Origin of the sequence: Catenulispora yoronensis (genome assembly GCF_039531695.1) — a bacterium.
In the GTDB taxonomy this organism is placed as follows: Bacteria; Actinomycetota; Actinomycetes; order Streptomycetales; family Catenulisporaceae; genus Catenulispora; species Catenulispora yoronensis.
This window is the reverse complement of record NZ_BAAAQN010000002.1, coordinates 257,581-270,882: the sequence shown is the minus strand read 5'-3', so window position 1 is coordinate 270,882 and position 13,302 is coordinate 257,581. Positions and strand designations below refer to the sequence as shown.

The window sequence follows — 13,302 nt, the reverse complement described above, 5'->3', positions numbered from 1 at the left end:
AGATTAGACTCGATAGTCTAATTCTGGCAACCGGCCCGGCAGGAGAGAATGACCGTCATGACCGCGACCGCCCCCGAACTCCAGGGCAACCCCCGGAAGCGCCGCGCGATCCTGGACGCCGCGGCCACGGTGTTCCTGCGCGAGGGCTTCACCCGGGCGAGCGTCGACGCGATCGCCGCCGACGCCAACGTCTCCAAGCAGACCGTCTACAACCACTTCGGGGACAAGAACGGCCTGTTCATGGCGGTCACCGACGCCGTCCAGGACGAAGCGGTCCTGCGCATCATGGACCTGATGGACACCGGCTTCCCGGATCCGGCGACGCTGACCGGGCCCGGAGACCTGCGGGCCGCCCTGCTGCGCCTGACCGGCGAGTGGACCCGCGCGGTGTACACCGGACGGCTCGTGGACCTCCGCAAGCTGGTCGACTCCGAGGCCGAGCACCACCCGGAGCTGCGCGAGCGCTGGTTCGCCAACGGCCCGGGACGCACCTACCCGCGCCTGAACCGGCTGCTGACGGAGCTGGCGCGCGCCGGGCTCCTGGACGTCCCGGACGCCGTGCTGGCGGAGCCGGACCTGCTGGCCCACCAGCTGACCGCGGTCACCGGCACGGACGTGCGGCAGATCCGGCCGGAGATGGATTTCGAGGCGGAGTTCGACCGGCGGGTCGCCCGCGGGGTCGACTTCTTCCTGCGGGCCTACGAACCGCGCTAGACCGGCGCACCGGGCCGATACCGCGCCGCGGTCAACGCTCAGCCGGCAGCGAATCAGGCCAAGAACTCGCGCACCACAGCGACCAGTTCCTCCGGCCGCTCGATCCGCGCGACGTGGCCGGAGTCCAGCTCGGCATACCGGCTGCCGGGAATCGCCGCGTGCAGATCCTTGGCGTTCCGGACCGGGACCAGGCCGTCGTCCGCGCAGCCGATGACCAGCGTCGGCGCCGTGATCCGAGGGATCAGGCCGCTGAGGCCGTCGTGGCGGATCGCGTGCCGCACCGCGTCGAGCTGACGGGCCCGGCCGGGCGTCGAGGCGAAGGCCCGGGCCAGCTCGTCGACCGCCGGGCGGCCGATCTCCTGGAGGTACCGACGGCTGAACGCGGTGAGCATGGCGAACTGCGCGAAGTCCTCGGGGCGGTCGGCGAGCGAGCGGAACAGGTCCATCGTGTTCCGCATGTACTCGTCGCGGTTGTGGGCCCAGCCGGACAGCGGAACCAGGCGGCGCACCAGGTCGGGGCGGCTCCCGGCGAGCGCGACGACGACGCCGGCCCCGAGCGAGTGGCCGAGGACGTCCATCGGCGCCGGGACGCCGAGTTCGGCGCCCGCGTGCTCGATGACCGCGGCGACCTGCTCGGCCAGCGTCGCGACGGTGAACGGGGCGTCGTCCTCGACCGCGTCGCTGCCGGACAGGTCGGGCAGCACGACGGTGAAGTCGTCCGTGAGCCGGCCCAGGAGGCGGTCCCAGGTGACCGATCCGGCGCCGGTGCCGTGCACCAGGACCAGAGCCGGACCGGAGCCGAGGACGCGATAGCGGACGGCGGCCGATCCCACGGTCAGGGTCCTGGTCTCGGCGGTGATCATCTCTGTTGTGGTCATGGCCTCAGCCTGCGCCGCCGGCGGCCGCGGCGAAATCGGACCGCGTTGCCTAGGATCGGCGATCCCAGGCTGGCGATCCCAGGCTCCGGACCGTCCGGCCCCGCCCGCCGCAGTCGGCGATCCTGGCGCAGGATGAAGGCATGTCCTTCGATCGCCGGGAACTCGCCGACTTCCTGCGTCGCGCCCGCGAGCGGCTCACGCCCCCGGAAGTCGGGCTGCCGGAGGGTCCGCGCCGGCGCACACCGGGACTGCGGCGGCAGGAGGTGGCGGAACTGGCCGCCATGTCCGCCGACTACCTGATGCGCCTGGAACAGGCGCGGAGCCCGCAGCCCTCGCCGCAGATGCTCGCCGCCCTGGCCCGGGCGCTCCGCCTGACCGGCGACGAGCGCGACCATCTGTACCTGCTGGCCGGCCATCGCCCGCCGGCCGGGGAACTGGCCGGGCACCACGTCCGGCCCACGCTGCTGCACCTGCTCGACCAGCTCGCCGGGGTCCCGGCGCAGATCCTCACCGACCTCGGGGACGTCCTGGCGCAGAACGCGCTGGCGGAGTCGCTGTTCGGCTGCATGTGCACGATCGAGGAGGGGCCGGACCGGAACGTGGCGTGGCGGTGGTTCACCGATCCCTTCGTCCGCGAGGCGTATCCGGAAGAAGACTGCGAAGGGCGGAGCCGGGAGGTGGTGGCCGATCTGCGCGCGGTCGTGGCGCGGCGGGGCACCGATCCGGCGGCCACCGCGCTGGTGAACCGGCTGCACGAGGCCAGCGAGGAGTTCACCACGTTGTGGGAGCGGCACGAGGTGGCGCTGCGCCGACGCAGCCGGACCCGGCTGGCGCATCCGGCGGTCGGGCTCGTCGAGTTCGATTTCGAGGCTCTGTTGACGCCCGCGGAGGATCAGAAGGTGCTGCTCTACACGCCGCCGACGGGGTCACCGTCGTGGGCGGCCGTGGAGACGCTGAGAGTGGTGGGACCGGAGACGGCACATCGGCGGCACCGCGGCTGAGAGGGCTCGAGAGCGGCCCGGAGCCTTACGGGTGCGACCCGATGGCCACCGATATCGAGCCGTCGAGAGGACACGTCCACAACGGGGTCCGGCGGCCGCGGGTGGCCATCATCGGGTGGCTGTGGCTGGGGACGCAGGGCGGCCATTCGATCACCCGGCCGCCGATCCCGAGGTTGGCCTGGACCAGGCGCTGGGTCTGGGCGGCCAGGTACAGGGTGCGGGAGTCGGTGTCCAGGATCGCCGCGCCGAGCGTCAGCAGTCCCACCTTGACGCCGGAGACGATCAGTTCGGCGGTGGCGCCGAGGCGGGGGTCCGAGCCGGAGGCGTCATCAGCGAGCTGACAGTCCAGACCAGCCGCGCGCAGGTCGCGGGCCACCGGTTCAAAGGCCTCCACCAAGGACTCGTCCACGCTATCTAGCGTATGCGTGGAATCCGCAGATGCACAGACCCTTTGCACGTGCAGTTCTCAGCCCTTGCCGAGGGTGTCCGAAAAGTGATCAGTGTACTGTTTCCGGGGTGTCAAGAGTTGATGACTGGACGGAATCGTGGCGGGTGGCGGCCGGTGGAGTCCGTGTCGTGCCGCGCATGGACAGCTGAGAATTTGTCTGGACCACTGCCGGACAGCCGGACGCGATTCTGATCGCTTGTTCGCAGATTCGCTCAAAGACACGCGGAAAAGTTTTCATTTCATCGATGAACGATCCGTGAGATCTTGTCGCCATGGACGCTCCTGAGATCTCGATCATTCCGAAGCCTCTGCACATCGAGCGCGGGGCCGGGGAACTCCTGTTCAGCTCCGAGACGCCGGTGACGCTGCGGGACGGCCTGCCGGAACTGGGCCCCGAGGGGTACCGGCTGACCGTCGACGACAGCGGTGTCACCTTCGAGGCCGGAAGCCCGGCCGCCGTCCTGCACGCCGAGCAGACGCTGCGGCAGCTGCTGCCGCCGGCGGCGCTGCGGGAGGCCGGCGACGGCGGGCCGTTCCCGGTCCCGCACGTGCAGATCATCGACGCCCCCCGGTTCCGGTGGCGCGGCGTGCTGCTGGACGTCGCCCGCCACTTCCTGCCCAAGCGGGAGGTGCTGCGGTTCCTGGACCTGATGGCGCTGCACAAGCTGAACGTCCTGCACTGGCACCTCACCGAGGACCAGGGCTGGCGGATCGAGATCAAGCGCTACCCGCGGCTGACCGAGATCGGCTCGTGGCGCACCGAGAGCATCGGCGACGGCAAGCCGCACGGCGGCTTCTACACCCAGGACGACATCCGGGAGATCGTCGCCTACGCCGCCGCGCGGAGCATCACGGTCGTCCCGGAGATCGACGTCCCCGGGCACTCGATGGCCGCCATCGCCGCCTATCCCGAGCTGGGGAACCAGGACGTGCCCTCGGCCGCCGAGCCGCGCGCGGTGTGGACGCTGTTCGGCGTGGCCACCGAGGTCCTGAACGTCGAGGACGCGACCGTCGAGTTCTACAAGAACGTCATGGACGAGGTCTGCGAGCTGTTCCCGGGCGAGTACCTGTGCCTGGGCGGGGACGAGTGCCCGAAGGACGAGTGGAAGGCCAGCCCGCGGGCCCAGCAGCGCAAGGCCGAGCTCGGCCTGGAGACCGAGGAGGACCTCCAGGCCTGGTTCCTGCACCAGGTCAGCGCGCACGTCGCGGCCAAGGGCCGCAAGCTGCTGGGCTGGGACGAGATCCTGGAGGGCGAGCTGTTCCCGGGCACGGTCGTCTCCTCCTGGCGCGGGACCGAGGGCGCGGTCGAGGCGGCACGGCGCGGCCACGACACGCTCACCAGCCCGTTCAACTGGACGTACTTCGACTACCGGCAGTCCGACGCCGACGGCGAGCCCGGGGCGCCGTGGGCCGCGCCGACCTCGCTGGAGCGGGCGTACGCGTTCGAGCCGGTCCCGGAGCAGATGCCCACCGAGCACGCGCGGCACGTCATCGGCTCCGAGGCGGCGCTGTGGAGCGAGTACATGTCCTCGCCGCGGATCCTCGACTACCAGGCGTTTCCGCGCCTGGCGGCCTTCTGCGAGACCGTCTGGTCGGCCGCCGAGCGGGACTTCACCGAGTTCCAGGGGCGCCTGGTGCGGCATCTGGAGCGGTTGGACGCGCTCGGGGTCGAGTACCGGCCGCTGGACGGGCCGCGGCCGTGGCAGAAGCACCCGGCGCCGCGCTGGCGCTCGAATCCGCTCACGGAACAGGCGGAGCAGAACGAGCAAACCGAGCAGACCGCGGAATAACCACCCCCGGGGCACGCTTGATCTCTTCGTTCGCCGAGCTAACCCCGACCGCGCCGGCCGCGCGCGGTCGGGCCGCGTGCCCAAGCACCACCCGAAGCCGTGCGACACTAGTAAATCTCGCTCGGCGACCTCGGAGGTGCCCCCAAGTGCCCGACGGCCCCCTCATCGTCCAGTCCGACAAGACGCTCCTGCTCGAAATCGACCACGCGCAGGCCGACGACTGCCGCCGCGACATCGCGCCGTTCGCGGAGCTGGAGCGCTCCCCGGAGCACATCCACACCTACCGCGTGACCCCGCTCGCCCTGTGGAACGCGCGCGCCGCCGGCCACGACGCCGAGCAGGTCATCGACGCGCTGATCCGCTACTCGCGCTATCCGGTGCCGCACGCGCTGCTGGTCGACATCGCCGACACCATGGACCGCTACGGCCGGCTCAAGCTGCTCCAGCACCCGGTGCACGGCCTGGTCCTGGAGACCACGGACGTGCCGGTGCTGGAAGAGGTGGTGCGCCACAAGAAGGTGCAGCCGCTGATCGGCACCCGCGTCGACGAGCACACCATCAAGGTGCACCCGTCCGAGCGCGGCACCCTGAAGCAGGTGCTGTTGAAGGTCGGGTGGCCGGCCGAGGACCTGGCCGGCTACGTGGACGGCGAGCACCACGAGATCGCGCTGCGGCAGGAGGGCTGGACGCTCCGGCCCTACCAGAAGGAGGCCGCCGAGGGCTTCCGGCACGGCGGCTCCGGCGTCATCGTGCTGCCCTGCGGCGCGGGCAAGACCATCGTCGGGGCGGCGGCCATGGCCGGCGTGGAGGCCACGACGCTGATCCTGGTCACCAACACCGTCAGCGTGCACCAGTGGCGCAACGAGCTGCTCAAGCGCACCTCGCTGACCGAGGACGAGATCGGCGAGTACTCCGGCGCCCGCAAGGAGATCCGGCCGGTCACGATCGCCACCTACCAGGTGCTGACCCGCAAGACCAAGGGCGTCTACGCGAACCTGGAGCTGTTCGACGCCCGCGACTGGGGCCTGATCATCTACGACGAGGTCCACCTGCTGCCCGCGCCGGTGTTCCGGTTCACCGCGGACATCCAGTCGCGCCGCCGGCTGGGCCTGACGGCGACGCTGGTGCGCGAGGACGGCATGGAGGGCGAGGTCTTCTCGCTGATCGGCCCCAAGCGCTTCGACGCGCCGTGGAAGGACATCGAGGCGCAGGGCTACATCGCGCCGGCGGACTGCGTGGAGGTGCGGGTCACCCTGACCGACCACGAGCGGCTGCGGTACGCCAGCAGCGAGCCGGAGGAGAAGTACCGGCTGGCCTCCACCGCGGACACCAAGGCCAAGCTGGTCGAGGCCCTGGTGAAGAAGCACACCGGGGAGCCGACGCTGGTCATCGGCCAGTACCTGGAGCAGCTGGACAACCTCGGCGCGCGCCTGAACGCGCCGGTGCTGAAGGGCACGACGCCGGTGAAGGAGCGGGAGCGCCTCTACGAGGGCTTCCGGACCGGCGAGATCCCGACGCTGGTGGTGTCGAAGGTCGCGAACTTCTCGGTGGACCTGCCGGAGGCCAGCGTCGCGATCCAGGTGTCCGGCACCTTCGGGTCCCGGCAGGAGGAGGCCCAGCGCCTCGGTCGCGTGCTGCGTCCGAAGGCCGACGGCCGGGGCGCGCGGTTCTACGCGGTGGTCTCGCGGGACACCGTGGACCAGGAGTACGCCGCGCACCGGCAGCGGTTCCTGGCCGAGCAGGGCTACGCCTACCGGATCGTCGACGCCGACGACGTGTTCGCGGGCAAGGACATCTGAGGACCTCCGCCGATTTACCCGTGCCGGGCAGGGCCTGCTAGGCTGCTGCGCCTTGCCCGGCACGTACGGCGGTTCCGCCTCTTACGGAACCTGCGCGGACCTCTGCCTGAAGAACTTCCCAGCGACACCGCGCCGATGCGCCGTGTGCGCTTCTGTCTCTCTTTCTTCAGGAGTCCGGCATGCCCGAAATCAGCGACGATCCGATCGTCGCCAAGGAGCAGTCCCATCTCGACGAGTCCCGTGCCGCGCTCAAAGCGATGCGGGAAGACGCGCTGACGCTGCGCGCCCAGGGCGGCAACGCCGTCTCGACGGAGAACCTGCTGGCCGCGCTGCGGACGCGGGCCAAAGCCCTGATGGACGATCCGAGCGTCCCCCTCTTCTTCGGCCGGCTGGACTACGGCGACGTCGCGGACGCCGGCGAGTTCCGCGACGAGCACTACTACATCGGCCGCCGGCACGTGCACGACGCCACCGGCGAGCCGATGGTCATCGACTGGCGCGCCCCGGTCTCCACGGCCTTCTACCGGGCCACGCCGAAGGCCCCGATGGGTCTGGACCGGCGGCGCCGCTTCGGGTTCGCCCACGGCGCCATCACCGGCTACGAGGACGAGCCGCTGGCCGGACCGGCGGCCGCCGCTGCCGGGCCGGCCGGGACCAGCCGGATCCTGACCGAGGAGATCGAGCGGCCGCGCTCCGGGCCGATGCGGGACATCGTCTCGACGATCCAGCCGGAGCAGGACGAGATCGTCCGGGCCGACATGAGCGTCAGCGTGTGCGTGCAGGGGGCGCCGGGGACCGGGAAGACCGCCGTGGGCCTGCACCGCGTCGCCTTCCTGCTGTACGCGCACCGGGACCGGCTGCGCCGGGGCGGATCGCTGGTGATCGGGCCGAACAAGGAGTTCCTCAAGTACATCGAGCAGGTGCTGCCGGCGCTGGGCGAGATCGAGGTCGGGCAGACGACCGTCGACGACCTGGTGGCCCGGGTGAAGGTGACCGCGCAGGACCCGCCGGAGTCCGGCGTGGTCAAGGGCGACGCGCGGATGGCCCAGGTGCTGCACAACGCCATCTGGTCCCGGCTGCGCCGCGCGCAGGACGCGCTGCCCGACGGGATCATGGTCGTGCGCGGGTCGCGCCGGTGGCGGGTGCCGGCGTCCGAGATCGACGAGCTGATCGAGGCGACCAAGGAACGGGACGTCCGCTACGGGGCCGGGCGCGCCATGCTCGCGCCGCGGATCGCGCACGCGGTCCTGTACCGGATGGAGGCGGCCGGGGAGACCACCGACGACCGGACGCAGAACGCCGTGGCGCGCACCAGCGAGGTCCGCAAGGCGGTGGACCTGCTGTGGCCGGCCATCGACCCGGTGAAGGTGGTCTTCGAGCTCTACTCCGACCCGGAGCTGCTGGCCCGCGCCGCCGAGGGCGTGCTGTCCGACGCGGAGCAGGCCGCGGTGCTGTGGACCGCCACGCGTCCCAAGGCGCCGCGCACGCCGGGGACGGCGAAGTGGTCCAGCGCGGACGCGGTGGTCATCGACGAGGCCCACGACCAGCTGGACCGGCTGCCCTCGCTGGCGCACGTGGTGCTCGACGAGGCCCAGGACCTGTCGGCGATGCAGTACCGCGCGGTCGGGCGCCGGTGCTCGACCGGCAGCGTGACCGTGCTCGGCGACATCGCGCAGGGCACGACGCCCTGGGCCACGCCGTCCTGGGACGAGACGCTCAAGCACCTTGGCAAGACCGACGCGGTGGTGGAGGAGCTGACCCTCGGCTTCCGGGTCCCGCGGCAGATCATCGAGTTCGCAGCCAGGCTGCTCCCGGCCGCCGCGCCCGGGCTCCGGCCGCCGACGTCGGTGCGCCAGCAGGGCGGCTCGCTGGAGATCGACGCGGTCGCCGACGCCGCCGACCTGGTCGCCACCCTGGTCACCGCCGTCGAGCTGGCCCTGGCCGCGCACGAGGGCTCGATCGGCCTGATCGCCGCCGACGCCCGGATCGCCGAGGCCGCCGCCGCGCTCGCCGCCGCCGGGTTCGAGCACACGGTGCTGGGCTCGGAGCCGGCCGCGCCGCCGCTGGAGGGCGCCACCGCGACCGAGGCCGAGCTGGTGGAGTCGCTGCTGGCCGGGACGCCGGGGCCGCGGCTGGTCCTGGTCCCGGCCACGCTGGCCAAGGGCCTGGAGTACGACCAGGTCCTGGTGCTGGAGCCGGCCGAGATCGTGGCCGCCGAACCGCGCGGACTGCGGCGCCTGTACGTGGTGCTGACCCGGGCCGTTTCCCGATTGCACATCCTGCACAGTGAACCTCTGCCGGAGCAGCTGACGGCGGTCTGACCGGCGGAGTATCGTCGCCCCCTGATTCGGCCCGGGGCCGACCCGGGCCCAGGGGGATCAGGAGTCGGACATGAGACTTTCGGTAGGGGGGCGCGGCCCGCGGTTCTTCGCGGTGGTCGCCGCCGGGCTCACCGCGCTCATCGTGGCGCTGTCGCTGTTGTCCTCGTTCGTCGACGGCTGGGACCGGACCGACGCAGGGCAGATCGCGGTGGTCCGCCACGGCGGCTGGTTCGGCGACCGCAACATCCGCGCGGTGATCGACCCGTCGTCGTCGCTGCGCTGGACCGGCATGTGGAGCGTCGTCCACAAGTACCCGGCGCAGCAGCGCTTCTACACCATCACCTCCGACGCCGGGCACGGCGACCGCCCCGGCGTCGACGTGGTCGAGACGCCCTCCAGCGACGGCGTCCAGATGGGCATCGAGGGCACCTTCTACTTCAGCCTCAACCTGGACCACCAGGTGATCTCCGACTTCGACAACAAGTTCGGCACCCGGCAGTTCCTCGGCTCGGACGGCAAGGCGCACTACGCCTACGACAGCGACGCGGGCTGGTCCGGCTTCCTGGACCAGATCATCCGGCCGGTGATCGACAACGACCTGCGCGAGCAGATCGGCGACTTCCGCTGCGCCGACCTGGTCTCCTCGTGCGCGCTGGTGCAGAACAACCCCAACGCGCAGACCGGCGGCAGCCAGCCGGGGGCGAACAACTCCAACATCGCCAAGATCCAGGACGCCATCAACCAGTCCCTGGAGGCCGATCTCAAGGCCACCCTGGGCAACGCGTTCCTGACCAACGTCCACTTCAACCTGGTCCGGATCACCCTGCCGGCCAACGTCCAGGACGCGGTCAACAAGGCCCAGGCCGCCTACGCGCAGGTCAGCGAGGCCCAGGCCCGGGTCGCGCAGGCGCAGGCCGACGCCGACGCCAACGCCGCCCGGCAGAAGGGCTACGAGGCCTGCCCGGCCTGCGCCCAGATCGACATCATGAAGGCGATCCCGCCGAACGTGACGACCTTCGCGCCCGGAGCGGGCTTCGCGGTGACGCCGGGAGCGCCGACGGCGAAGCCTTCGCAGTGAGCTGCGAAGGCTGGGCCGAGAGCGGCTCCGGGGGCGGGGTTGGGGCCCGGCGAATCAGGGCTTGATCCGAATCAGGGCTTGAACCGAATCAGGGCTTGACCTTCAGCCCGGGGTGGACGCGGGCCATCGTGGCGACGACCTCTTCCAGGGGGACGGTGAACAGTTGCTCCGGCAGCCACATCGGCCCGCGTCCCTGCCGCATCGCGGACTTGGCGTACCGCTTCACGGCCAGGCCCGAGCGCGCGACGTAGGCCTCGGGGTCACGCAGCTTGAAGTCGATGGCGCGGCGGTTCCCCGCCGCGTCCCTGGAGATGATGCGGACCGAGACGATCTCAGACCACTTCGCATAGGAGCCGTTCCAGATCCGCACCTCGTCGGCGGTCAGCACGACGACCGGCCGTTTGCGCGCGACGCGGACGATCAGTTTGACCTGCCACCCCGCGATCAGCACGGCGAGCGCCCCCGCGATCACGACGCCCGGGCCGTGGCCGGCCACGGCCATCCAGCCCAGCGCCACGACCCCGAGCCAGCCGAACACCAGCGTCTGGAAGTTGGTGCCGGCCGGCATCTGGTACTCCACGGGCTCCGCCGCTATGTGATCAACCGTCATGGCGCCACACACTAGTGCGGCCTGCGAAGTGTCGCAGGGCTATTCCATGACGGCCCGGCGCCGGGCCGTCAGCCCAGCAGTTTCCGCCACTCGGCGACCTTCTCCGCCTCCACCGGGGAGTCCCAGGTGCCGTCGGCCCGGACCGCGGTGCCCACGTGGAAGGCGTCCAGCCCGGCGGCGCGCAGCGACGGCAGGGCCTCCTGCGCCAGGCCGCCGCCGACCAGGATCCGCGGGCCGCCGAGGCCGCGCTCCCGCTCGGACTCCGCGCGCAGCACGTCCACGCCGTCGCCGGAGGCCGGGAAGCCGCCCGAGCTGAGCACCGTGTCCAGGCCCGGCAGGGTGCGCACCGCGTCGTAGACCGCGTCGCGCTGGTTGGTCGCGTCGATCGCCTTGTGGAACGTCCACTTCGCGCCGCCCAGGGCGTCCAGGACCGCGCGGACCGCCTCCAGGTCGACGGTGCCGTCCGGGTCGAGCCAGCCCAGGACGAACTCCTCGGCGCCGGCCCGGCGCAGCGCCTCGGCGGTGTGTACGAGCTCTGCGACGCCCTGCACCCCGCCGGCGGAGAAGCCCTCGCGGCGGCGGATCATCACGCGCAGCGGCACGGTGACGGCCGCCCGGATGGCTTCGAAGGCCTCCACGCTCGGGGCGAACCCGGCGTACCGCATCTCGGAGACGAGTTCCAGACGGTCGGCGCCGCCGGCCACGGCGGCCCGGGCGTCGTCGGCGTCGACGGCGATGACTTCCAGCAGGGGCGTCGGATCAGACATACGTGGCAGCCTGCCATGGATCGGAGGTCTTGACGAACATGGCGCGGGGGTCTGCAATGGGGCCCGACAGCTATCCGACAGACAGTCCAATAGCGGAAGGCGGGGCGCCATGGCCTCCACCGGCACGACCGGCTCCAGCGGCACGACCGGCACCCCCGGCACCGCCCAGGGGCCGCCCGCCCCCGCCGAGGGGTTCGTCACCGCCGTGTACCCGGCCGACGGCCTCAACCGGGTGCTGCCGCTGGTCAAGTGGCTGACCGCGATCCCGCATCTGGTGATCGGGACGATCCTGTTCCTGAGCGCGGTCCCGGTGGTCTTCCTGGCCGGTGTCGCGATCTTCTTCACCGGCGAGTACCCCGAGAGCCTGTTCCGCTACACGACCGGGGTGCAGCGGTACATCAACCGCGGCGTCAGCTATGCCATGACACTGACGACCGACAAGTACCCGCCGTTGTTCCGGCTCTCGGAATAGCCCGGCGGCCCGGCGTCCGGCCGGGCTCGGACCGAGTCGCTAGGCCGGCGCCAACTCGTCGAGCTCGGCGTCCGGTTCCCGGCCCGGCGTCTTCAGGTTCAGTGCCTTGATCGCGAAGGTGAACAGCCCGTAGTAGACCACGAAGTAGATCGGCCCGATGATCAGGATCAGCCACGGTTTCGTGGCCTTGCCCCAGTTCAGCAGGAAGTCGATCAGCCCGGCCGAGAAGTTGAAGCCGTCCTTGCAGCCCAGGCCCCACATCAGCGACATCGAGATGCCGGTCAGCACCGCGTGGATGGCGTACAGCACCGGCGCGACGAACATGAACGAGAACTCCAGCGGCTCGGTGACGCCGGTGACGAAGGACGTCAGCGCCGCCGAGATCAGGATCGAGCCCGCCACCTTGCGCCTGGTGGGCAGGGCCGAGCGCCACATGGCCAGGGCGGCGCCGGGCAGGCCGAACATCATGATCGGGAAGAAGCCGGTCATGAACAGGCCGGCGGTCGGGTCGCCGTTCAGGAAGCGCGCGATGTCGCCGTGGAAGGTGCCGGTGGGCGTGGTGAACGTGCCGAACTGGAACCACGGGAAGGCGTTCAGGATGTGGTGCAGGCCGAACGGGATCAGCGAGCGGTTCAGCGTGCCGTAGATGAACAGGCCGATCTGGCTGTTGCGGGTGATCCAGTTGGACAGGTCGTTGATGCCCTGGCCGATCGGCGACCAGATCCAGCCCATCAGCACGCCCAGGATCATGCAGGCCACGGCCGTGATGATCGGCACGAACCGGCGGCCGCCGAAGAAGGCCAGCCAGGTCGGCAGCTTGATCTTGTAATAGCGCTGCCACAGCAGGGCGGCGCTGATGCCGACCAGGATGCCGCCGAGCACCCCGGTCGGGTTCGGCTTGGTCAGGTCCAGCGCCAGCTTCAGGCCGCCGACGTCCACCGCCGAGTTCACATCCTGCGCCGCGTCCTTGATCACCACGCTCTGGACCTGGTCCTTCAGCGCGGAGCCGAGGAACATCTGCATCGACACCGCGTGGTAGACCAGGTAGCCGACGATGGCCGCGACCGCGGTGCTGCCGTCGGACTTCTTGGCGAAGCCGATCGCCACGCCGATGGCGAAGATGATCGGCAGGTTGCTCAGCAGCGCGTTGCCCGCCGTCGCCATGATGGTGGCGATGTTCTTGATCAGCGTGGTGTGGAACCGGCCGAGCATGTCGTCCTGGCCGAACCGGACCAGCAGGCCGGCCGCCGGGAGCGTGGCGATGGGCAGCATCAGGGACTTGCCGATGCGTTGCAGCACGGCGAACGCCCTGCTCCCCCACCCCGGCTGCTTCGGGGCCGCCACGGCGGCGTCTGCGCTCATCAGATGGTCCTCTCGGGTGTGCCCCACGTGGTGCGAGCCCCGGGACCGGCGATGGCGCTGCC

12 protein-coding genes are annotated in these 13,302 nt (G+C 71.0%); 7 read left to right on the top strand and 5 right to left on the bottom strand.

Annotated features, from left to right (window positions below; genetic code table 11):
- Positions 1-57: 57 nt before the first annotated feature.
- On the top strand, positions 58-714 hold the full coding sequence (locus ABD481_RS02655; RefSeq protein ID WP_344663849.1) for a TetR/AcrR family transcriptional regulator: 657 nt from the start codon (positions 58-60) through the stop codon (positions 712-714).
- 53 nt (positions 715-767) lie between these two features.
- Here the strand turns inward: ABD481_RS02655 and ABD481_RS02650 are convergent, their stop codons facing one another.
- Entirely contained in the window at positions 768-1,592 is an 825-nt protein-coding gene (locus ABD481_RS02650; RefSeq protein ID WP_344663848.1) for an alpha/beta fold hydrolase, read from the bottom strand.
- Positions 1,593-1,732: 140 nt separating this feature from the next.
- Here ABD481_RS02650 and ABD481_RS02645 point away from each other — a divergent pair, with 140 nt between their 5' ends.
- Positions 1,733-2,593, top strand: a complete 861-nt coding sequence (locus ABD481_RS02645) for a helix-turn-helix transcriptional regulator (RefSeq protein WP_344663847.1) — start codon at positions 1,733-1,735, stop codon at positions 2,591-2,593.
- Between the two features lie 25 nt (positions 2,594-2,618).
- Here the strand turns inward: ABD481_RS02645 and ABD481_RS02640 are convergent, their stop codons facing one another.
- Positions 2,619-3,002, bottom strand: coding sequence for a hypothetical protein (locus tag ABD481_RS02640; RefSeq protein ID WP_344663846.1), 384 nt, complete (start codon positions 3,000-3,002; stop codon positions 2,619-2,621).
- 311 nt (positions 3,003-3,313) lie between these two features.
- Here ABD481_RS02640 and ABD481_RS02635 point away from each other — a divergent pair, with 311 nt between their 5' ends.
- The 4 genes from ABD481_RS02635 to ABD481_RS02620 all read left to right on the top strand — a co-directional run bounded on the left by ABD481_RS02635 (position 3,314) and on the right by ABD481_RS02620 (position 10,029).
- On the top strand, positions 3,314-4,831 hold the full coding sequence (locus ABD481_RS02635) for a beta-N-acetylhexosaminidase (protein WP_344663845.1): 1,518 nt from the start codon (positions 3,314-3,316) through the stop codon (positions 4,829-4,831).
- A gap of 146 nt (positions 4,832-4,977) precedes the next feature.
- Entirely contained in the window at positions 4,978-6,630 is a 1,653-nt protein-coding gene (locus tag ABD481_RS02630; RefSeq protein ID WP_344663844.1) for a DNA repair helicase XPB, read from the top strand.
- Between the two features lie 179 nt (positions 6,631-6,809).
- Positions 6,810-8,951, top strand: a complete 2,142-nt coding sequence (locus tag ABD481_RS02625) for a HelD family protein (RefSeq protein ID WP_344663843.1) — start codon at positions 6,810-6,812, stop codon at positions 8,949-8,951.
- Between the two features lie 70 nt (positions 8,952-9,021).
- A complete protein-coding gene (locus ABD481_RS02620; protein ID WP_344663842.1) occupies positions 9,022-10,029 on the top strand; it encodes an SPFH domain-containing protein in 1,008 nt (335 codons plus the stop codon).
- Between the two features lie 88 nt (positions 10,030-10,117).
- On the opposite strand, the gene ABD481_RS02615 is transcribed toward ABD481_RS02620, so the two are convergent.
- A complete protein-coding gene (locus ABD481_RS02615; protein ID WP_344663841.1) occupies positions 10,118-10,639 on the bottom strand; it encodes a hypothetical protein in 522 nt (173 codons plus the stop codon).
- A gap of 68 nt (positions 10,640-10,707) precedes the next feature.
- Entirely contained in the window at positions 10,708-11,406 is a 699-nt protein-coding gene (locus tag ABD481_RS02610; protein WP_344663840.1) for a copper homeostasis protein CutC, read from the bottom strand.
- Between the two features lie 109 nt (positions 11,407-11,515).
- On the opposite strand from ABD481_RS02610, the gene ABD481_RS02605 reads away from it, so the two are divergent.
- The gene (locus ABD481_RS02605) at positions 11,516-11,878 is read left to right on the top strand and encodes a DUF4389 domain-containing protein (RefSeq protein ID WP_344663839.1); all 363 of its coding nucleotides are present in this window, start codon (positions 11,516-11,518) and stop codon (positions 11,876-11,878) included.
- Positions 11,879-11,917: 39 nt separating this feature from the next.
- Here ABD481_RS02605 and ABD481_RS02600 read toward each other — a convergent pair whose 3' ends face one another.
- Complete coding sequence (locus ABD481_RS02600; RefSeq protein WP_344663838.1) at positions 11,918-13,240, bottom strand: PTS transporter subunit EIIC; 1,323 nt, start codon at positions 13,238-13,240, stop codon at positions 11,918-11,920.
- Positions 13,241-13,302 lie beyond the last annotated feature (62 nt).